Source organism: Bacteroides sp. 1_1_30, from assembly GCF_020982715.1.
In the GTDB taxonomy this organism is placed as follows: domain Bacteria; phylum Bacteroidota; class Bacteroidia; order Bacteroidales; family Bacteroidaceae; genus Bacteroides; species Bacteroides xylanisolvens.
The window spans coordinates 15,584-39,713 of the sequence record NZ_JAJKHN010000005.1; the positions used below are offsets into that span (position 1 = coordinate 15,584).

Below are 24,130 nucleotides of genomic sequence, written 5' to 3' on the forward strand. Positions count from 1 at the left end.
GATAGTCTCTTAACTTACTTGAATTGATATCCTCTGAAAGTACCTTTCATTTTTATAAGGTCCGGTCCGAAATAGAATCCCGGTTGTGTTGGCTGGTTATAGCCTACATTTTGGGTAGCGATACTGATTCTGTATATCGGTTCTTCAAGGAAGGTGTGGAATCTGTATTCGGTCGGAATAGTCGAAACGTAGAGCCGGAGAGCAGCGTTGTTCTCGGAGCGTACGAGTACTTCTTCCCGCCAATCGCCTATAATGTCACCTTGGAGACAAGGATTCGATTTCGTTCCATTGTTGAAAAGAGTTCCTGTGAATTTGACAAGCGGAACAAACTTTTTGTTTTCCCAGTCGTATTTAATAATCATGTTTCTATCCAATAGTTCGCGTAATAGGTCTCCATCCCACCAGACAGCCATATTGGTCGGCATATTTCTCATTTTAGGGGCTATGATTTCTCCTTTTACGTTTCGAATTCCTTGTGAATCTCCTGACCACATTTCCACACCCGGATGAGTCGGGTCAATGTCGGCGGCCATACAACGTCCTACATCGGTATTGCTTTTTATCTGTAATAACACTTCTCCGGTGGCGGCATCTCTGTACGTACTTCCGTCACGTTTGTTTTCGTGGCAGTCCCATACTTGCAGACCTTTACGGGAAGGGTCAAAATGTGTCAGGTGGATGGCGTCTCCATGTCCCATTCGGGTAGAATAAAGTCCTTTGCCGTTGTGGTCGATAGCACAGGAACCGTAAATGATTTCGTCGCATCCGTCACCATCCACATCGCCTACACGCAGATTGTGGTTTCCTTGTCCGGCGTACTGCTCGCATCCGGGATGGTTGCTGTCGAATACCCATCGGTTCTTCAGTTCTTTTCCGTTCCAGTCGAAGGCCGCCAGAACGGTGCGTGTGTAGTAGCCTCGGCACATGACAACACTTGGGTGTACTCCGTCAAGATAGGCTACACAAGCCAGGAAGCGGTCGCTTCGGTTACCTTTTGCGTCTCCCCAGTCGGCAACGTTGCCGCGGGCAGGGATATAGTCGATGGTATGTAAGGCTTCACCGGTGTCTCCTGAAAAAACAGTCAGGTATTCTTTGCCTTTCAGAATACGTCCTTGCTTCATCATTTGATTCCTGCTTGGGTCAAAAGTACCGGCTTCGCGATAGTCTGCATCAGCATTTCCAATTACTTTTCCTTTTCCGTCCACTGTTCCGTCGGCAGTCCGCATCACTACTTCCGCTTTGCCGTCACCATCCAGATCGTACACCATAAATTGAGTATAATGAGCTCCTGCACGTATGTTTTTACCCAAGTTGATACGCCATAGTTGTTCTCCGTTCATTCGGTAACAATCGATGTATACTTCGCCTGTATAGCCTTCATGTGCATTGTCGTGTGAATTGCTGGGGTCCCATTTGAGGATAATTTCGTATTCGCCGTCACCGTCTACGTCACCGATGGAAGCATCATTGGGACTGTACGTGTAGGTATCACCTGCCGGAGTTACTCCGTCGGCCGGTTTTTGCAGGGGAATTTCCAGATAGCCGAGAGGCGCGTTTTCCGGGAGTGTGTATGTACCGTCAATGTGATGCGTTTCCTTGCCTTTTAGAACAGGACGTATTTCGTAAACAGCCGTTTTCTGACTGTTATTCTTATCACGGAACAAGGTGCTGACTGTGATGGGAGTGTCTGTCAGTTTCTTCCCGTCTCTGTACACATTGAAACCGGTCTGTATCGGATCGGAAGAAAGATACCTCCACGAAACGATTACTTCTGAAGGGTTTTCGCGAATGGCAACTACGCCGCGGTTTAGTTTCTCCCGTTGTAACTTTGAGTAGTTATAACCAGGTTGTGCTGTCATTGTTGCAACAGGCAGTAACATGAATATGCACAATAGATAAATTGCAATTCTTCTCATATTTGTTTCATCGGTTTGGACCTTATTATATTTATTCACTCGCAAAATTACTCCTTTTTTGAATGTATGAAATGGAGAAATGTACAAAGACTATATACAATTGTGCACCCTTTCAAATTAATTATCCGTATGATATAATATTCTATCTTTTGCGTACATCCGTCCATTACCTCTTTGATGATATGCGATAATTTTGCAACATGAACTAAAAGAAGTAATTATGAAGTATCTTTTATCTATTGTACTATTGGCCTTGATTGGTTTTACAACTCCGAAAAAGACGATTCCTGCTTATGATTGGGGAAGTGTATCTGCAGAGCCGGATTTGTCGTGGGCCGATCAGGTGGGGGCGCAGAGGACTCCGGAAAACACAGAATGGGATGCCGGAAAGTTCGGGTTGCGGAATGACACTTCCGTATTTAGTACTCCTGCTATCCAGGCCGCTATTGATGCTTGTCACCAACAGGGAGGAGGCACGGTAGTTGTTGCTCCGGGGTATTATAAAATAGGTGCTTTGTTTATCAAGAGTGGTGTGAACCTGCATCTTAGTAAAGGTACTACCTTGCTTGCGAGTGATAATATTCAGGACTATCCGGAATTTCCTTCCCGCATTGCCGGTATCGAAATGACATGGCCTTCGGCTGTTATCAATATAATGGATGCGGAAAATGCCGCTCTTACGGGGGAAGGTTTTATCGATTGCCGCGGAAAAGTATTCTGGGATAAATATTGGGCGATGCGGGAAGAATATGAGAAGAAGAATCTGCGCTGGATTGTGGATTATGATTGCAAGCGGGTGAGAGGAGTACTGGTTTCCAACAGCAAGCATATCACGTTGAAAGACTTTACGTTGGTGCGTACGGGATTCTGGGCTTGTCAGATTTTGTATTCGGATCATTGTTCGGTGAGCGGACTTACTATTAATAATAATGTAGGAGGTCACGGACCAAGTACGGATGGCATTGATATTGATTCATCCACCAATATTCTGGTAGAAAACTGTGATGTGGATTGCAACGATGATAATATTTGTATTAAGGCAGGGCGTGACGCGGATGGACTGCGTGTGAATCGTCCGACGGAGAATGTGGTGGTTCGTAATTGTATCGCCCGTAAAGGTGCGGGCTTACTGACTTGCGGAAGTGAGACTTCCGGTTCTATCCGCAATGTACTGGCTCATGATTTGATAGCGTATGGCACAGGAACGACATTGCGTCTGAAATCATCCATGAACCGTGGCGGAACGGTCGAGAATATCTATATGACGCGTGTTGAGGCTGATAGTGTGACTCATATCCTGTCTGTCGATTTGAACTGGAATCCGAAATATAGTTATTCTGCCTTGCCGAAAGAATATGAAGGAAAAGATGTTCCTGAACACTGGACTACTATGTTGACTCCGGTAGAGCCGAAGGAAAAGGGGTATCCTCATTTTCGTAATGTGTATTTCTCTCACGTAAAAGCAGATGGAGCAAAACGTTTTATTTCCGCTTCGGGATGGAGCGCAAGTCATCGCATCGAGAATTTTTATCTGTCTAACATTAATGCGGAGGTGGAATCTGTCGGAAAGATAACTTATGGAAAGAATTTCCAGTTACAGGATATTCATTTGACGGTAAAAGATAAAAGCCGATTGCGGCAAACGGATAATATAGATAGTAAGATTGAGATTAATTACAAATAATTCTCCTTACAGGCAGGAAGCTCTTGACAAAGCCTTTTTTATGTTGTATATTTGTAGGTGTGAATATCAATGGATAAAAGGTTTGATTAAAAAGAATGAAAAAGAAACTAGTACAATATGATGACAATATATCAGGAAGTCCTTACAGTAGTTAAGCTGTGAGAGTTTCTGTATGAGCCAAAGGCTGCGAATCTTTATGGGATTTGCAGCCTTTTTTGTTGCGAAAAATCACGGTTATATCCTTAATTCGGAGATTCATCGTTTATAATAAACTTGGATACCGTTTATAATAAACTCTTCAATAGTTTATTAAGAACGTTGACGAAGATTATGAAAGAAGAGTCATCTTTTTTCTTTTTTTGTTCAAGATAAATTATGTTTTATCTTGGATATGTTATGAAAAGTAAATGATATAGACGTTATTGTCACAAAATTCTATTCTTTGCGTACGATATTACAGCTCTTATGGTATAAAAAACAGTAGCTTTGCTGCTACATAATACTTGATATACCATGAAACGCATTAGCCTTCTTCTTTTTTTTATAAGATGTTTCCTCTTTTCTCTTTCGGCTACGAATTATTTTGTGGCTACTAATGGAAGCGATTCAAACAGTGGGACGATTGATAAGCCTTTTGCCACGTTGGGCAAAGCACAATCAAAAGTGATGGCAGGAGATACTGTATATATCCGGCAAGGTACATATCGAGTGACGGAAGCGGAGATAATGGAACATTATACTGCGGGAAGTACTACTTGGAGCCGGGTATTTAAAATGTCAAAGAGTGGAACTGGACCGGACAAACGAATTTGTTACTCCGGTTATAAAAATGAGCGTCCGGTTTTTGACCTTTCGGCGGTAAAGCCGGAAAATGAACGTGTTATTGTGTTTTATGTAAGTGGCTCTTATTTGCATTTCAGAAATATAGAGGTGGTGGGAACACAAGTAACTATTGTGGGACATACCCAGTCCGAATGTTTTCGCAATGAAGGGGGAAGTGATAATATCTACGAACATCTGTCGATGCATGACGGTATGGCGATCGGTTTCTATATAGTGACGGGTAAGAACAATCTGGTGCTGAATTGCGATGCCTATAATAATTATGATCCTGTATCCGACGGCGGTAAAGGTGGAAATGTAGATGGATTCGGTGGACATCTCACTTCTCCCCAATATACGGGCAATGTATTCCGGGGGTGTCGTGCGTGGTATAACAGTGATGATGGTTTTGATTTGATTAACTGCCAGGCGGTTTTTACCATTGATAACTGTTGGTCTTTCTTGAATGGATATACGAAAGACGGGGGTAAAGCTGGTGACGGCACCGGGTTTAAGTCCGGGGGATATGGGATGAGTGATAATCCTAAAGCACCAAGTGTGATTCCTATGCACATTGTTCAGTACTGCCTTGCTTATATGAATAAGAATAAGGGGTTTTATGCCAATCATCATTTAGGAGGGATAGCGTGGTATAATAATACGGGTTATCAGAACCCGTCCAATTTCTGTATGTTGAACAGGAAGACTGCATCGGAAGCGGTTGACGTACCGGGATATGGTCATATTATAATGAATAACTTGTCACATACACCGAGGTCTTCGGGAAAACATATCATAGACGTTAATCAAGCGGAATGTGAAATAGCAAACAACTCTTTTCTTCCGGTAGACATGGCTGTGACGGATGATGATTTTGTTAGTTTGGATGCTTCCCAGCTTACCTTGCCTCGTAAGTCAGACGGAAGTCTTCCTTATGTAGAATTTTTGCGGCTGAAGACGAATAGTAAATTATATAATGCCGGAATGGGTTGTTTCCTTACCGGGGGCGGTGAAGATACTAGCTATGGTTGGCTGGAAGATGCGGCAATACTTGTTGAGGGAAATGTGGCAAAGATAGTAGGTCATGGCGCAGAAGCATTTGTGTACTTCTATATTAATGGTAAGGCAGTCTCTTTCTCTGATAGACAAGTGGATTTATCGGCCTATAAGGGAGAAATTGATTTGAAAGCGACAACAGATAATGGTGGCGTAACTAAATTGAAAGTGATAAGGTAACGCAGAAATGTAGAATTATGAAACCGATTCATAAAATAAAGAGAATATGAATAGAAAAACGATCATAAACAGACCATTGGATGTATTTAGGAAAGCAATGCTTTTCCTGTTGCTTTGTGTGCTTATCGCATCATGTAGCAAGGAAGATGTTATTACGGAAGAAACGGGTATAACCGGAACTCCTCATTTCACCTGGGATATTGCGGTCGAACTTGAACAGCCCAATAATTGGTGCATGACTTTGGCTACAGAAAAAGTAGCAATAACTAATCTAACAGAAGGAAAACAATATATACTCACTTGGAAAGGAGGACTTTCAACTGGGCGGAAAACAGGCGGGGTATTAAAAACGGTTATACGCGGGGAACAAACAAAGAATACGGATTTGGATCTGCTGGAAATAAAAGAATCAGGAAATAGTACTTATGAAATCTTTCTTCGTGGTGGCGGACGTAAAGGAGAGATTGTGTTTACAAAATAATAGTCTACCGGATTGTTCATCCCGGAATAAATGATATAAGAAAAACTTAACTCTATTCGTAGCGTGTCTTCTTTTATAAAGAGGATGCGCTTTTTTTTGATACTGTGGAGAGCGTTTTATTTTAATTCGATGTATGTACAAAAATAAGTCTGAATATGGAATATTGTATATAGATAAGTAGTATTTGAATCTGTTGCATAGAACTCCATAAGAAAATCAATATCTCCATATCCTTTGCTTTGGGGCAAATGGAAACATGCGGTACTTTTGCAAAAAAAGTAACGAGATATAGAAAATGATAAAGTCAGCATTTTTAATAGTAGCAACATGTTGTAGTCTGCAACTGTTTAGTCAGGAAAAATTTCCCGATGGTAAGATTATACCGGATTGGTTTTACAAAAATGAAAAAACTGATATAAATGGATTAGGAAAGAATTTCTTGATTACCGACTATGGAGTAGTGAATGATAGTACACTATTACAGACAGAGAAAATTCAGGCTGTTATAGATTTGGCGTCTAATAATGGAGGCGGAGTCGTTGTTATACCTGAAGGTACTTATCTTAGTGGTGCGCTTTTCTTTAAGCCGGGAACACACTTGCATCTGGAAAAGAAGGCTGTATTGAAAGGTAGTGACGATATTAGCAACTTTCCTGTAATAGAAACACGGATGGAGGGACAGAACCTAAAGTACTTTTCAGCTTTGATTAATGTTGATAAGGTAGATGGTTTCACCCTTTCCGGAAAAGGAAAAGTTGATGGAAATGGTGAACGATATTGGAAGTCATTCTGGTTACGGCGTAGTGTTATCCCTAAATGTACTAATATGGATGAATTGCGTCCTCGTCTACTTCATATATCTCATAGCAATAATGTACAAGTTTCAGATGTGCGACTTGTTAATTCTCCGTTTTGGACAACTCACATTTATAAATGTGATAGCGTAAAACTTTTGGATTTGCATATCTTTTCACCTTCTTCTCCCGTAAAGGCTCCAAGTACGGATGCAATTGATATTGATGCATGTAAAAATGTACTTGTCAAGGGATGCTATATGTCGGTTAATGATGACGCAATTGCATTAAAAGGCGGTAAAGGACCATGGGCTGATCAAAATCCCGATAATGGTGGCAATTGTGATATTATCATTGAAGACTGTACTTTTGGATTCTGTCACGGAGTGCTGACTTGCGGTAGCGAATCGATATATAATCATAATATAATTCTTCGACGCTGCAATCTGGATCAGGCTAAACGCCTGTTGTGGTTGAAAATGCGTCCGGATACTCCCCAACAATATAAGTACATCCTCGTTGAAGACATAAAAGGAAATGTCCGCAATTGTATCTTTATTGCTCCTTGGACACAGTTTTATGACTTGAAAGATCGCAAGGATATGCCAGTCTCGTATTCCAGCTATATTACAATGCGTAATATTCATCTGGATTGTGATTCCTTTTTTGCTGTAGAGAAATCAAAACAATATAAATTATCCAATTTCTGTTTTGACAATTTGACTATTACGGCTAAAAAAGATGTGAAGATAGATGAAAATATTATTGATGCATTGGTTATGAGAAAGGTTGAGATAAATAAAGTGAATTAAAAAAGAATGGTAGATGGTAGAAAGACTGGAAAATCGTACATAGCCTGTAAAATCGTACAAAATAGGCGTGTGATGGGCTGTACACATATGAATTTACATAAGAAAGTCGAATTCTCCATATTCCTTTTCTTTAACTCTACCATGTAATGCGGTATCTTTGACATGTGCTTATTCAGTAAAATATTGAATCTAAAACTATAAAATACAATGAAATTCTGTAGAATTATTTTTTGTCTGTGGTTATTGGTCTGTTTCTTTCCAATAGGTATTCATGCAGATATACAACTTCCCTCTATATTATCAGATAATATGGTACTTCAGCAAAATGCGAAAGTACGTTTCTGGGGAAAGGCACGTCCCGGAGAAAAGATTTTGGTAAAGACTTCATGGGATCATAAGAAATACAAGGTGACTGCTTTAGAAAACGGTCATTGGGAATTGATGATACAAACACCGGCTGCTACTTCCGGACAATCTGTAATGTTGAAAGGTGATAATAAGATCCGGATCAATAATATATTAATAGGTGAAGTCTGGCTTTGTACGGGACAGTCAAATATGGAATTTCCCGTAGCCCGTAATCCGCAAGTGAAATGGAAAACAGGAATGTTGAATGAAGCGGAAGAAATGAAAGATGCTGATTTCCCGGAAATCCGCCTGTTTCATGTAGAGCATCAACTGGCACCTGATGATGAAAAAGAAGATTGCGTTGGAAAGTGGGTGGTTTGTAATCCGGAGAATCTGAAGGACTTTTCTGCTGTAGGATTTGTCTTTGGACGTAAATTGTATAAAGATTTGAGTACACCGGTTGGATTGATTCAGTCTACTTGGGGAGGAACACATGCTGAATCATGGACAAGTATGAAAGTGATGGAAAACAATCCGCTGTATGCTGATGTCTTAAAACAGTATTCAAAAGAAAAGGTGAGTAGGGAAAAAGATAAGTGTAAGGTTCCGGCTACTTTGTGGAATGGTATGATTGCTCCTATACTAGGGTATACAGTGAGAGGAAATATCTGGTATCAGGGAGAATCCAACTCTGTACGCTATGAGAAATATCAGGAAGTATTTACTAACCTGATAAATAGTTGGCGGAAAGAGTGGAATCAGCCGGATATGCCTTTCTATTTTGTACAGATTGCACCACATTACAAACAACCGGCAGGTATTCGTGAAGCACAATTAAAAACATGGTTAAGTGGACTTGAAAATATTGGTATGGCAGTAGTGACGGATGCAGCCGATTCTACCGACATACATCCACGAAATAAAGTTGCACCGGGCGAACGGCTGGCAGCTTGGGCATTAGCAAAGCAATATGGTAAAAAGATTGTTTATTCAGGACCTCTCTACAAATCAATGAAAGTGAATGGGGGAGAAATTACATTAGATTTTGAATTTGCGGAAGGTGGCCTGCAGACACCCGGCAATGAACCGGTAAAAGGATTTTTTATTGCCGGCAATGATGCGCGGTTTTATCCGGCTGAAGCTGTAATTGATGGAAGTTTGATAACACTTTCTTCAACTTATGTCTCTGCACCTGTAGCTGTACGCTACGGTTATGGGACTTTCTTTAGAGTGAATCTGTTTAATAAAGCCGGACTTCCGGCAGTTCCTTTCCGTACGGATACTTTTTCTTCCGACACTTATTATCGTCTGTTTGCCGATTCGGAAATTCGTCGTTTTCCGGAAGCGTGGCAACTGGATCATGGAAAACGCCTGTATTTTGGTTATGCGCAAGGAGTAGGTTGTTGTGCGATGTTACAAGTTTGGAAGAAAACAGGAGACCGTAGGTACTTTGATTATGTAGAGGCATGGGCTGATTCTTTGGTAGACGACAAAGGAGAGATTCATTTATATAAGAAAGAAACCTATAATTTGGATTATATCAATTCCGGAAAAGTTCTGTTTGATTTGTACAATGAAACCAAAAAGGAGAAATATAAATTGGCTATCGAGAATTTGATAGATCAGCTAAAAAAGCAACCTCGTACAACAGATGGAGGTTTCTGGCATAAGAAAATATACCCTAATCAGATGTGGTTGGATGGATTGTATATGGCTTCTCCTTTTATGGCTCGATATGGAGCTGAATTTAATCGTCCGGAATGGATTGATGAGGCTGTTAAACAGTTCACTCTCTGCCATCAGCATACATACGATACCAAGACGGGACTTTATTATCATGCATGGAATGAGGACCGGAGCCAGCGCTGGGCTGATCCGGAAACTGGCCATTCTCCTAATTTCTGGGGACGTAGTATTGGTTGGTGGTTTATGGCTTTGGTAGATGCTTTGGAATATATTCCCCAAGATCATTCAGGCTATGCTGATATGATTAAATGGACGAAAGAATTAGCAGAAACTCTTTCAAAATACCAAGATAAAAATGGTTTATGGTATCAGGTAATTGACCAACCTTCACGTACCGGTAATTTCCCGGAAGCTTCTGTTACGGCGCAATGTATGTATGCCTATATGAAAGCTGTGAATAAAGGATACATTGATAGTCAGTATCGTGCTATTGCAGAAAAAGCCTTTAAGGGGCTGTGCAATAAACTGCTAATCTCAAATTCGGACGGAACATTGACATTGACAAGATGTTGCCAAGTGGGTGGATTAGGCGGTAAGCCTTATCGTGACGGTAGTTTTGAGTATTATATAGGAGAGAAAATGAGAGATAATGATGCTAAAGCAACAGGACCTTTCATTATGGGATGTATTGAACTGAACAAATAATATAGAAATAGAAATGATAGGAAATTTTCGACTACAGTTTCAATTAATGAACAAATAAAATGTAATACCATGAAAAAAGAACAAATTATCAAATCGATGTTATTTTTAATTATTCCTTTGCTTGCTATCTCATGTGATGGTAATGGCCTTATGGAATATGAAGAGACTGCATTGATGCAAGGAGATGTGCAGCAAGGACTGTTAAATGATGGGACAAGTGATAATACATGTATGGTTAATCTGAATTTATTCACAAAACCTTATTTTGATTATCAGTATAATACGGGTGATCATGTAGATGAGTGTTTTGTATATATTGATAATCAGGAAGATCTTACTAGATGCCTTTATCCACAAAGTGGAAAGAATGTAAAAGGTAATTTCTTGATACCTTTCGGAAAACATCGAATTAAATTGAATATAGAAATTGATGATGGTAAATCATATACATATCCGATTGAACTATGCAATGCTTTGGTAACCTTAAAGAACGGTGAAGCAAGTACGGTGCTCTACGATAGAATTATTCTTAAAAGAGCGGATTCTTCTTTCACAAATTCAGCCTTTACTGTTGAATTTGATGTAGATTTTCCTTATACTGAAAACAATGATTACACATTAGATATTACATTAGGATTTTATGATGAAACATACGACGATGGTTCTTCAGGTCCTTATGTAAACGGAAATGTTAGTGTTAATACTTATTATCAATGGAGATCCATTTTTGAACCAGCTAGGCCAACTGATATTGACTTTGTTCTTGGAATTGTATATAATTCTACTCAAAAAGAATATTGTTATAAAGGGTATTGTGAACAAGACTTTTCTATAGATAGGAATGGAATGGCTGTTAATAATGTAAGTTGGCATAAAATGGTAAGATTACCAAATGGTGATGATATTGGCTATAAATTATATTTAATAACAGGTATATGGGCTAAATTACAGTCAAATATTGATACTATGATTGGTGAAACAGAAGTTTCGTGGTATTCAGCTTATTATAGAGTAGAATGGGATGACGGAGAATATTCAGAATGGTATCCTATGGATGAATTAGACGAATCTTCAGTTAGGATAGATGCTACTATTGATTATTATCCTAATATTGAGATTGTATGTTTCAATACCAAAGAAATTCAGGATGCTTATGCATCACAATGGGGCATTGTACCTTAATAACTAAAAAGTCTTGATTTTTACGTATAAAGATGAGGATCAATATTAAAATAGATATTCAACTACTGATTACGTAAATAGCAAAATAATTAAGTATACTTGACAACGGATATACAATTTTTTAGGTTTGAATTTAATTTATTAATCAAATGAGTATTTATTAATTATTTTTTTATATAAAATGAGAAACACAGCAACTTTTCAAAAAAAGGCATGTCCAATTGCCGTGAGATGCTTAACAAGCATTTTATATTTCTTTTTGTTTTCACTCTCGTCGTTAGCGGCTTGCGTGGATAAAGAACCTGTAGATGAGGAGGATGCAGATCCTGCTATCAATCCTTACAGTTCATATCTAGAGGAGGAAGAAAGTGGTGGTAATACAAGTTCTGGTCCGGCATTTCCTGTCTTAGCCAATTATGCACCGGCATTTCCGGGTGCAGTAGGGTATGGTAGAAACGCTGATGGTGCACGTGGTAGTAACAACCGGGAAATTTATGTAGTAACTAATTTGAATAATAGTGGTGCTGGATCGTTAAGAGATGCTGTTAGTCAAGCAAACAGAATTATAGTGTTTAACGTGTCAGGTGTGATTGATTTGAATAAAGAAGTACTTGTGTTTAAGGACAATCAAACAGTCTTGTTTCAGACAGCTCCCGGTGATGGCATCGAACTTTATAATGGTAGGACTTCTTCCACCAATGCAAATAATCTGATTGTACGTTATATGCGTATGCGTACTGGTCGCCAGGTTAGTGGCAGTGACAACATAGACGCAGGAGGAGCTGCCTATGGGCATGATCAAATTTATGATCATTGTTCTTTCACATGGGGAACAGATGAATGTTTTTCACTCAATAATGACAAGCAACCGAAAGGTCTCTATAACATAACATTGCAGAATTCAATTTTAGGACAAGGATGCCAGAATCATTCTTGTGGAGGTTTAGTTCAAACTAGTGATGAAGAAGGAGTTACTGTTTTCCGAAATCTATTTATTGATAATAAAACTCGTAATTTTAAAGTGAAAGGATTGAATCAATTTGTTAACAATGTTATCTATAATTGGGGAAATGGAGCGGCTTATAATATGGGGGGGGAATCTTCAGGGCACTCTAACACAGTTATTGAAAATAATTATTTTATCAAAGGACCAGCTTATACATGGGTGAATACGTCATATCCTATAGAAACTACAGATAAGAGTATGTTCGATGATGAAACGAAATATCATTATAATGGAATAAGTAGTGACAATAAAAATTATTTGGTAGATACTTATCAACAAGTAAATCCAACTAAACCTTTTATAGGTGGTAATGGTGATGGTGATTTTGATACTTATTGTGTAGGTAATTATTATGATAACGATAAAGACGGCACATTAAATGGATTCGAAATCACTCAGGGTAATTGGCAAACCTATTGTAGTGCCACTCCTGTCTTTCTGAGTAAACCAGATAGCCAACATTCGGAAATCAGCATAAAAACTAGTGCTACAGAAGCTTATCATTGGATTGTTAAAAATGTTGGACCGGTTTTACCCAATCGTGATTTGGTAGATAAATTCATGATTGATGAACTGACTTCATTAGGTACTAAAGGAACAATTTTTAGAAATCAAAACATAGAGACACAATACCCTCTTGCCAAGACTTGGCAAAATATTAATGTTGGCACTGCTAGAAAAGATACGGATGGCGACGGCATACCCGATGATTTTGAGGACAAATGGGGGCTAAATAAAAATAATGCAGGAGATGCCGTTCGTATTGCAGAGAACGGATATACGATGATTGAAAACTATGCTCTTTCACTCGAATTCCCAGATGAGTATGAAAAGGCTTGGAATGAAGCATACGGTGAATAAATAGTGAAATACAATAAATAATGAAGATTATACATTATCAATTAATCTGAATTTTGAATAATGATAGAGAGAACTCCTAATTTTAAATTAATAAAAAAAATGAACAACAAAGTATTTTTACGGAGAATGCTTTGGCTGCTATGTCTTCCATTACTCTTAACTGCATGTAAAGATAGCATGGATGAGCACTATGAAGTACCTGATTGGGTAGCAGACAATGCATGGGAAGTGTTAAGTTCCGGTGAACACGGAAACTATTCTATTTTCTTGCAGGGGCTAGAGATTGCTGGCTACAAGCAAATGCTGGAGGGTAAAGCAATTTTAACTATTATTGCTCCAGACGACGATGCTTTTCAAACTTATTTGAATAAGAGAGGATTTACCAGCATCAGTGATATGCCTGTTAACGAAGTGAGTAAATTGATTGGGTACCACGTGCTCTATTATTCTTATAATAAGGAGAAACTAGTCAATTTCCGTCCAACAGGAAGTACGGAAACGGAAGAGGAGCAGAACATAAAAGCAGGATTGTATTACAAACACCGCACAAGAAGTAGCGATGCTCCTACTGTTGAGACAACCCCTACAGGGGCTTCTGTCATGGTGTATCACTTAGAACGTTATTTGCCTATATTTTCCTACCGTTATTTCCAGACGAAAGGTATAGATGCTAAAAATAATTACGAGGCTTTCTACCCCAATTCTACTTGGACGGGAGATGATGGTTTCAATGTATCTAATGCATCTGTAAAAGAATATGGAATTATTGCTAATAACGGCTATATTCATGCTGTTGATCGAGTCGTTGAACCGCTAGAAACGATTTATACGGAACTGAAAAATAAAGAAAAATACTCGACTTTCCTTGATTTGTATGATTCGTTTGGCGTTTACGTTGCAGATGATGAATTGAGTAAGTCATATGCTAAAGCATACGGAGTGGATACGCTCTATCAGTATCAGCATGGGGGATTGCCAAATATTGCTTGTGAATGGCCTACAAGCAGCTATTTGAATTTTACGGCGTTGACAGCTCTTTCTTATAGTATTTTTGCACCGTCAAACACTGCTATTAATAGTTTCTTTGATAGCTTTTGGAAAATCGGTGGTTATTCTTCTATGCAGGAAGTAGATGCGCTAGCGTTGAATTATTTCCTCTATCAATTTATTTATGGAGGTAGTATGTTATTCCCTGAAGAGTTAGGAGACGATGAATTGAAGAATTTGGCGGGCTCATCTCTTAATATTAATCCTGCTGCATTGAATGAAAAAACGATGTGTGTTAATGGTGCTCTCTATGGTATGGATGAAATTAAGGAACCTAGCACATTTGCTTCCGTTATCGGACCTTTGTTTCAATATAAAAGTGCACGTTCTTTTCTCTACGCATTGTTAGGGAGTTCACTGTTCTCTTCTTATGTGTCTGACTTGAGTAAATATATTGTCTTGGTTCCTACAGCCGAACAATTTGAAGCCTCTGGCATTCGGACGGTTTACAGTACACAGGGGTTGGAAGCAGAAGGAGATGATGGATGGGCGGAAATCAGCAATACTGCCAAGCAAAATATCGTGTATTTGCATTCAGCTAGTATCTCGAGTGAACAATCAAGTGAATTACCAGAAAGAGGAACGCGTGTGATTCCTACGGAGTCTACCTGGAACTACTGGTTCGTTAAAGATGGAAACATCACTTGTAGCTCAACTTTCAATCAACAGTTGAATCCTCAGTTCAATGGTACAGTTTTTACACCATTTACTAAACTTAAAAATGGAAGTAACGGAAGTACATATAGCTTTGATGCTGAACAATTGTTTGCAGCAGAGAGCGGGGATTTGGCTTATAACATTGCTATCTGTGCGGATCACAATTATCCCTATTACTGTTTTGCTCAGTTATTGCGTGAGGCAAATCTTATATCCAATCAGATTATGATGAATTTATTTGGTAAAGGACGGTTCGTTGCATTTATCCCGACTAACGATGCTATAAAGCGGGCATTGGCATCAAATAAAATTCCAGGAGCGATTGATGCTTCATTTGATGCTGAAGGTAAGTTAAGTGGTACATTTGATGCAAAAGAATTGGCAAATTATTTGAATTCCTATTTTATTACTGCTGCTCAAAACGTTATTCCATCTTATCCGTATATAGGATCCGATTTTAAAAATGGGCGTTATTGGAGTGAACGTGTGGTACAGACGGAAGGAGCTACTGCACCGCAGCTAATTTATACAGATAATGGAACTTCACTAAGTATCCAATTGGAAGGTGGAAACAAATGTCAAGTGGTATCAGATTACGATTACTTCCCATTTGCATACGAAGGAGGTTGTTTCCATCTGATTGATGATGTCTTTTGATTAACAGAAAAACAGAGATTATGAAATTATTAAAATACATACTGATTGCTATCGTATTCGCAGCAACTACTGGCGAAGCTTTCGGACAAGCGAAAGTCCTCTCTGGAAAAGTGACCGAGATGTTCGGGACGACAGCAGAACCTATGATAGGGGTGAACGTAAATATTCTCAACTCCCAAAACCGTTCTTTAGGTGGTACTGTCACAAATCTGGACGGTATTTATAACCTTCCGATCCCGAATGAGAACAATCTGATCATCGTTTTTTCTTATATTGGAAAAAAGAGTGAAAGAATCAAATACAACGGTCAGACACGGTTGAATGTTGTCCTAAAAGATGATACACAGACCATTAATGAAGTTGTTGTGCAAGGAAAACGAATCGAACGGAATGACTTAGGTATCAGTGCTAGAGAACAATCTTCTGCAACGCAGAAGGTTAGTATGGAAGATTTGGTGGCTGTTGCTCCTGTAACTTCCATCGAAGATGCCTTGCAAGGACAGCTCGGTGGTGTGGATATTGTATTAGGTGGTGGCGACCCTGGAGCACGTGCTTCCATACAGATTCGTGGTGGTAGTACACTGAATGCTAATGCAGAACCACTGATTGTAGTAGATGGAGTTCCTTATCCGGCAGAAATTGATGATAATACTGATTTCTCTACCATCAATAATGACGATTTGGGTGCCTTGTTGAATATCTCTCCGCAAGATATTGAGTCTATCGAAGTGTTGAAAGATGCAGCAGCTACTGCCGTTTGGGGTACTTCCGGTGCCAACGGTGTATTGGTTATCAAGACTAAGCAGGGGGTACAAGGGAAAACACGTTTTAGTTTCTCATCCAAATTTTCCGCTAAGTTTGAGCCGGAAACCATTCCGATGTTGAACGGTAACCAATATTCTGCTTTGGTATCTGAAGCGTTGTGGAATAGTGCCAATTATATTGGTCTTGCCAACTCTACCAGCTACTTGCAAATGCTTTACGGTTCTCCTGAGATCGGTTATCAACCGGATTGGACATATTTTGACGAGTATAACCAGAATACAGATTGGCTGTCCGAAGTGCGTCGGAATACTCAGTCATGGGAAAATACGTTTTCTATGAGTGGTGGTGGTGAAAGAGCGACTTATCGTTTTTCTTTGGGTTATTTGGACGAAGGAGGTACGACTGTCGGAACCGATTTCAGCCGCTTGAATTCTTCATTGAATGTAAATTATAAGTTCTCTGACAAATTGAATTTTTATGCACAGTTCTCTTATACTCAATCTGAGAGAAATAATAACTATTATAATGTACGTGGGGAAGCTTTCCGCAAAGCACCGAACAAATCACCTTACTACATTGACGATGAGACAGGGAATCGTACATCACAGTATTTCAATCACAATGAAAATTCTACATTGGATCCTGCTTTTAATGGTGATAAGTACTATAATCCTATTGCTATGGCAAATGAGAGTGTCAACCGAACCATACAGCGGGAAAGTAAAATGAATTTTCGTATTAAATATGACATTTTGAATGGACTGACTTATGAAGGATATGTTAACATGAATATCCGTAATACTAAAGGGCGTATGTTTTTGCCACAGGTGGCTACTGGTCTTGCATGGACAGACAAAATGTCAAATCGTAGTACGGATACCTCTTCTGACTTATTAACTATAAATACGGAAAATAAGTTGATGTATCGCAAAAACTGGAACGATAAACATGCAATTATCGCGACTGCAGTATTCCGTACTACGGAAACGAATAAATCCAGCTATGGAAGCGAAACTTCTGGTAACGTATCTTCAGGACTTGCTGATCCTACCATTGGAAGTGCTGTACGCAAAATTAGTTCTGGTGATTCCAAAACACGCAATATTAACGGTGTAGCTTTAATGAACTATACCTTATTGAACCGTTACATTATCAATGCTTCACTAGGTATGGAAAGCAATTCGACCATGGGTAAATCGGAACGTTTTGGTATGTTTCCTACTGTTGGTTTAGCTTGGCATTTGGCAGATGAGAAATTCATGGATTTTTCGAATGACTGGATGGATGAGTTCAAACTTCGTTTTAGTTTGGGACAGACCGGGAATTCAGCCAGTGGTGCTTCACTCTATCTGGGTTCTTATGCTTCCGGGAATAACTACATGGATATGAGTGCCATTACTCCGAGTTCTATGCAACTTAATAAACTGAAATGGGAAACAACAACCGAATATAACACAGGGCTTGATGCTACTTTCTTAAAAGGCAAACTTCGCTTTACTGTTGATGTCTATCAGAAATATGTAAAAGACCTGTTACAACCAAAGGTAAAGATGCCGACCACTATCGGTTATGGAAATGGTTATCAAATTAGCTACATGAATTCCGGGAAAATGACAAATAAAGGATGGGAATTCCGTGTTGACGCTGTTCCGTTCCAAAACAAAGACTGGCGTGTGGGAGTCTACTTCAATATTGCCCACAATGAGAATAAGATTACGGAAATGCCTGATAATTATATCGAAGAGAATTATACTTTCGGTAATGGTAATTACGCATATCGTAGAGAAGAAGGTCGTCCGATGGGATCGTTCTATGGTTATCGTTACAAAGGCGTTTATCAAAATAAAGACGCAACTTATGCACGTGACATTGAAGGTAACGTGATGAAAGATATTTCCGGTAATGCAATTGTTATGAGGAATGGATCATATACCGTGGCTCCCGGAGATGCAATCTATGAAGATGTAAATCATGATGGTGTTATCAATCAGTACGATATAGTCTATTTGGGTAATTCAAATCCGAGACTTACAGGAGGTGCAGGACTCAATGTCAGCTATAAGCAGTTTAAGTTATCTGCTATTTTCTATGGGCGTTACGGGCAGGATGTGGTTAACGCTACTCGCTTGAATAATGAGTCTATGCGTGGTATTGATAACCAAAGTACGGCTGTCCTCAGACGTTGGCGTAATGAAGGTGATCAAACCGACATTCCACGTGCACTTTATGGAGAGGGGTACAATACACTGGGATCTGATCGCTTTGTGGAAGACGCTTCCTATTTGCGTTTAAAATCCTTATCATTCACCTATCGTTTGCCGAAGAAAGCGATTCAGCGTTGGGGATTCAACAATATTGATGTGTACGTAACCGGATACAATCTTTTCACATGGACTAATTACACAGGGCAGGACCCAGAGGTAAAGACTGAGAATACGTATGCCAAAGATACAGCCACTACACCTGCTTCTATTCAACTTGTTGCTGGCTTTAATTTAAGTTTCTAAAAGATATACGAAAATGAAAAAAATATTTACTATATTGTTACTATTCGGTGGCTTATTAATGAGCGGATGCAGCGATTGGCTCGATGTACAGCCTAAAGATAAACAATCTACCGATATGTATTGGGAATCTTCCGAAGATGTAGAGGCAATTCTTGCACAAGGTTACAGTCGTTTGCGTGATTGCGTTCCCTATATCATAGATTGGGGGGAATTGAGAGGAAGTTCCGTTATTGTTCCGGTAAGGTCGACTCCGGCTGGTCAAATTCAGAATTTTACAGTATTGCCCAGTACATCAGCCGTTCAATGGGGAACATTCTATCAAGTAATCGGTATGGCAAATGCTGTATTGAAATATGCACCAGGGGTAATTGAGAAAGACGAGAGTTACTATCAATCGCAAATGGATTCACATTTGACGGAAGCTTATTTCTTGCGTGGACTGTCGTATTTATATTTAGTACGCAACTTTCGGGAAGTTCCTTTGATTACTGAACCTTATGTAGACGATGCCATGCCTACTGACGTGCCAAAGTCTTCCGAAGTGGAGATTCTGGAACAAATTAAAAGTGATGTACGTGCAGCATTGGCAACTGATGCCGCTAAAGAAACATTTAACGGAACATGGGCTACTAAAGGACGTGCTACCAAATGGGCTCTATATGCACTAATGGCGGAAACCTGTCTTTGGGCGGAAGATTATGAAGAATGTGTTACATACGCTGATTACTTGATTAACTCCACAGCTCCCATACGTCCCGTGTTTATGTCAACACCTGGACAATGGTACAATATGTTTTATCCTGGTAATAGTAATGAATCTATCTTTGAGATACAGTATGACGAAACGAATTATGCACAAGGAGGCGGAAGTCCGTCAAAACTTCTTCCTTATGGCTCTGATGTCACGGTCAATACTTATATGTATTCAGAACCGATGACTATCCGCTTGATAAATGAATTCTACCAAAATCAGGATGAAGTAAATCGTACCTATTATGGTTCGTTTGCTGGTATAACTTATACCAGCTATCCGGAAAATGGTATTATTTGGAAATACTCAGGGTTGGGTGTAGCCGATCGGGAAGCAGTACGTACAATTTTGGATGCCAACTATATTATTTATCGTATGGCAGATGTGATGTTGATGAAAGCGGAAGCTTTGATTCGTATTGGCGGTTCTGCCAATTGGACAGAAGCATTGGCTATCATAAATAGAATACGTGAACGTTCTGAGTTGAGACCACGAGATGAAGTCAGTGCGGAAAATATTAATGAAGCTACTGAGGAAATATTGTTGGAAATGTTGCTGGACGAGCGGGATATGGAATTTGCTGCAGAAGGAAAACGCTGGTACGATCTGTTACGATATGGCAAGCAACAGAACTTCAAATATAAAAGTCGCTTCAAAATACTTATAATGGAGAATAATCTTACCGCGGAAAGCAGATGGTTGGGCTCTGTTTTAGACAACGACAATGCTTGGTATTTGCCAATTCCTGCCAGTGACATATCCACCAACTCGTTATTGAAGCAAAATCCTTATTATGAATAATTAAATAACGATATGCAATGAAAAAAATGAAAAAAATATACTGGATGCTGTTCATTATTTTATGTGCAGCTTGCAATGATCCGTATGACGGAGATACATATGTTGTTTTCGATATGCAGCCTGCAGGAACTTATTTGTCCAACAGGTCAGACGACTTTTCCGAATGGATTCACATTATGAAGTATGCAGACTTGTACAATGCTGTAAATCAGGCAACACAGTCTTTTACACTTTTTGTACCTAATAATGCTGCTGTAAAAGAATTTTATAATCGAAAGGGAGTTTCTTCCATTGAAGATTTGGGTACAGAGTATGCACGTAGCCTAGTGTCCTATCACATAGTACAGGATACCATTAGTCAGGAAATTTTTATAGAGAAGGAAGGGGCATTAGCAAAAAGGACCGTTTCTGATGATGTCTTGATGGTATCTTTCGGAAGTGCGGAAGTTGGAGGTGGTGGTATGCAGTCTGTTTACCTGAATAATGAAGCTCATGTAATAGAGTTTGCAAATAAGGTATCTAACGGTTATGTATATGTATTGGAAAATACGCTGACGCCACTTACAGAAAGTGTATATGCTCGTATATCTGAAAGCGGACGTCCCTACACAATTCTGAAATCTGCAATGGATGCTACAGGAGTGGGTGCGGAATTAGATGTTATATATGATGATATAGTAGATGATTTGGGTCAGACCACTCAGCAGAAACGCAATTATACATTGTTGGCAGTATCGGACGATGTATTCAAGGAAGCAGGTGTCAACAGTTTGCAAGACTTGGTACAACTGTTAGGAGCAGGCAGTGATTATACTAATCCAGAGAATGTATTGTATCAATATGTAGCTTATCATGTTTTGGATGGAAGCTATGATTTGAGTAAATTACGTAGCTTTGATACACCGGACGCAACCTCCAAAATATGGAATACACTGAATGCTGGAAGCGTGATAAGAATCAGCAAAGAAGACAAGATATTCTATTTGAACTACAGGGATGAGAATCGAGCTTGTTTTGTAGAAGACTATTGTAATTTACAAGCTAAAAATGGTTATATTCATCAAGTTTCTTCTTACTTGCCTGTGGCGGAAGCCGAACCGGAAACTGTTTTGTTTGACGTATGCAATTATTCTATTATTGGCGATTGGATAGCGGCTGGTAACGGAGAAGATGGGATCAAATTCCAAGAATCTTTTGGTACAGCAGAGAAAAAGTGTGATGTTTCAGGTCTCAATTGTTATGAATATAGCCTTAATAATCCTTCTGGAACTTATGGTAGTTATTACAATGTCACTTATTTTACTACCCGAACCAATAATGGATGGAATACTGCAAATAATATGGATTTCCTGATGTTAAACTTGGGTAATACAGGTTGGGTTTCCATGCAAACGCCATCTATTATTAAAGGAAAGTACAAAGTGACATTACGATTTGGTTACGCCACTTCCATGGAATTTATAAGAACCAGTACAGGCGGCAGTAACGGAGGGAAAATGATTTTCAGCTTTGATGGAGAAAACTCTGTTACATGCGCTCCTTATACGACAGTTCCTTCTAAAACATTAGGATGTTATTCCTATGTGCTTTATTCTGAACTGGAATTTACAGAGACTTCTACTCACACTTTCCGATTAGTGATGAATGACCCTGCTGCAAGTAAAGACCCCAACTATCGTATACTTATTGATTACTTATTATTTGAACCTATATTTGACGAATAAATTATGAAAGCAAGAAAATATATATTTGGCATTGCTCTAATCGGATTGATAGGGAGTAGTTGTACCGACACATGGGATGAGCATTATGCCCAAGATACCAGTAAGGTGAATAATACGGAGATTTCTGTAGTTAATGCAACCATTACCGATTATTTGGCTCAGGAGCCTTCATTGAGCGATATGTACCAATTGTTTAACAAAACAGGTATGGTGGAGCAACTATTGGAGAAAGAACAGATGTACACTATTCTAGCTGTAGAATCAGGTATTGCAGCAGGGGATGATCCTATATATACTGCTCAAACCTATATTTCTGATGCATCCATCTCTCCTTCTAATTTGGAAGACGGACAGCGTATTTTGATGTGGAGTGGTAAGTATCTAAATATTTCTACCACTTCTCCTGAGACTAGAGCAGTTGCCGGTGTTCGTTTCAACAATGCAAATGTTACTAAAGTTATTAAGCTAACCAATGGATATTTGTATTTATTGGATCAGGCTGTAGAGTCTCCGAGAAGTCTGTATGAAATTATTGAGAATTTGGGAGACGATTATTCTATTTTTCGTAATATGGTCAGATCACGTTATGTCTTGACATTTGATAAAAATGCAAGTACGGTGATAGGAGTAGATAAGACAGGAAATACTGTGTATGATTCTGTATTTACCGTCAAAGCTCCTTATTTCGAGAATAGAAAATTCAACATCATGTCTGAGAATCTCACTGCTACTATGTTGCTCCCTTCCAATGATGTGGTGAATCAGGCCTTGAGTACCGCACGGAAAAATTTGGCTGATTGGAATATGGTACGCGCAGACAGCATCTTGGAGAATTGGGTGTTCCAAGCTGCTTTTTTTAACAGCGTTTATAGCAAGGAAGATTTTGAAACAAACGAAGATCTGACTTCTGTGTTTGATAAACAATGGCGTACTACTGTACAGGAAGTAGACCTTGAAAATCCGATTCCTATGAGTAACGGAACGGCTTACCGTGTCACAAAAATGAAAATACCGACTAACGTATTGATTTACCGTCTTAAGGAACTTTTCAGAAACTATGAATATCTGAGCGCAAGTGATAAAGAAAAGTATTTCAACACTACGAATCTTTCATTTGAAAAGATCAGTGAAACAGACGAAGCAACTATAAATGGATGGCCGGCATTAGGATTTCCCAAGATAGGATATAGGGTACTTTATTTTACTCTGACAGATTTGGAAAATAAAAATTATACGCTGGACTATACCCCGTTTAGAGGTGAAATGGTAGGAAAAGATTATGTCGCTACTTCATACAAAATTCCACCTGGAACTTACACGTTTGCTATGGGATTCCGGCAAGCTAAAGACTTGGGAGCGATTGATTTTTCAATTTTCAAAGATGGAGAGGAAATTCAAGTTGGTACTTTTTCACAGTCTAAATTAAACAACAATTCTGCTCTCCATTACGACCGTGGTAAAGAAGGGGGATACCCGGAAAATATAGATGAAGCTGTTAAACAAGGATTTAAAGATAAAGCAAAATACGATCGTGACGGTGGTACTGTAGGCACAGTTACTATTCCAGGTGATAAAGCTTCTGAAATTGTGATCCGCTTTAAAGGCTCTGGAAGCAACTTGAAACACGCATCGTTATATCATTGGTGCCTAAGACCAACTAAGGACTGTTATTAATCTTATGAAAATAA

At 39.1% G+C, this 24,130-nt stretch carries 13 protein-coding genes; 12 read left to right on the forward strand and 1 reads right to left on the reverse strand.

All coding sequences use genetic code 11. The features are described from left to right. Positions 1-14: 14 nt before the first annotated feature. Complete coding sequence (locus LPH68_RS02095) at positions 15-1,916, reverse strand: rhamnogalacturonan lyase (protein WP_117810884.1); 1,902 nt, start codon at positions 1,914-1,916, stop codon at positions 15-17. A 220-nt stretch (positions 1,917-2,136) separates the two neighbouring features. On the opposite strand from LPH68_RS02095, the gene LPH68_RS02100 reads away from it, so the two are divergent. The 12 genes from LPH68_RS02100 (at position 2,137) to LPH68_RS02155 (ending at position 24,116) form a co-directional block, all read left to right on the forward strand. Next, positions 2,137-3,600 (forward strand): glycoside hydrolase family 28 protein, encoded by a 1,464-nt coding sequence (locus tag LPH68_RS02100; RefSeq protein WP_049701951.1) that lies wholly within the window; start codon positions 2,137-2,139, stop codon positions 3,598-3,600. A 513-nt stretch (positions 3,601-4,113) separates the two neighbouring features. Next, complete coding sequence (locus LPH68_RS02105) at positions 4,114-5,658, forward strand: rhamnogalacturonan lyase domain-containing protein (protein WP_117810860.1); 1,545 nt, start codon at positions 4,114-4,116, stop codon at positions 5,656-5,658. A gap of 46 nt (positions 5,659-5,704) precedes the next feature. After that, positions 5,705-6,139: a hypothetical protein gene (locus tag LPH68_RS02110; RefSeq protein ID WP_049701953.1), complete on the forward strand. Its 435-nt coding sequence runs from the start codon at positions 5,705-5,707 to the stop codon at positions 6,137-6,139. A 295-nt stretch (positions 6,140-6,434) separates the two neighbouring features. Continuing rightward, the gene (locus tag LPH68_RS02115) at positions 6,435-7,745 is read left to right on the forward strand and encodes a glycoside hydrolase family 28 protein (protein WP_049701955.1); all 1,311 of its coding nucleotides are present in this window, start codon (positions 6,435-6,437) and stop codon (positions 7,743-7,745) included. A 309-nt stretch (positions 7,746-8,054) separates the two neighbouring features. After that, positions 8,055-10,484 carry a glycoside hydrolase family 88 protein gene (locus LPH68_RS02120; RefSeq protein WP_369867983.1) on the forward strand — a complete coding sequence of 810 codons (2,430 nt, stop codon included), beginning with the start codon at positions 8,055-8,057 and terminating at the stop codon, positions 10,482-10,484. A 69-nt stretch (positions 10,485-10,553) separates the two neighbouring features. Further along, positions 10,554-11,666, forward strand: a complete 1,113-nt coding sequence (locus LPH68_RS02125) for a hypothetical protein (RefSeq protein WP_008645558.1) — start codon at positions 10,554-10,556, stop codon at positions 11,664-11,666. 181 nt (positions 11,667-11,847) lie between these two features. After that, positions 11,848-13,533, forward strand: a complete 1,686-nt coding sequence (locus LPH68_RS02130) for a polysaccharide lyase family 1 protein (protein ID WP_008645557.1) — start codon at positions 11,848-11,850, stop codon at positions 13,531-13,533. A 99-nt stretch (positions 13,534-13,632) separates the two neighbouring features. Further along, positions 13,633-15,894, forward strand: a complete 2,262-nt coding sequence (locus LPH68_RS02135) for a fasciclin domain-containing protein (RefSeq protein ID WP_049701958.1) — start codon at positions 13,633-13,635, stop codon at positions 15,892-15,894. Positions 15,895-15,914: 20 nt separating this feature from the next. After that, entirely contained in the window at positions 15,915-19,166 is a 3,252-nt protein-coding gene (locus LPH68_RS02140) for a TonB-dependent receptor (RefSeq protein WP_120143742.1), read from the forward strand. A gap of 13 nt (positions 19,167-19,179) precedes the next feature. Then, on the forward strand, positions 19,180-20,718 hold the full coding sequence (locus LPH68_RS02145; protein WP_049701960.1) for a RagB/SusD family nutrient uptake outer membrane protein: 1,539 nt from the start codon (positions 19,180-19,182) through the stop codon (positions 20,716-20,718). 17 nt (positions 20,719-20,735) lie between these two features. Continuing rightward, positions 20,736-22,442, forward strand: coding sequence for a DUF5108 domain-containing protein (locus LPH68_RS02150; protein ID WP_049701961.1), 1,707 nt, complete (start codon positions 20,736-20,738; stop codon positions 22,440-22,442). Between the two features lie 3 nt (positions 22,443-22,445). Continuing rightward, positions 22,446-24,116 carry a hypothetical protein gene (locus LPH68_RS02155; protein ID WP_049701962.1) on the forward strand — a complete coding sequence of 557 codons (1,671 nt, stop codon included), beginning with the start codon at positions 22,446-22,448 and terminating at the stop codon, positions 24,114-24,116. Positions 24,117-24,130: the final 14 nt, after the last annotated feature.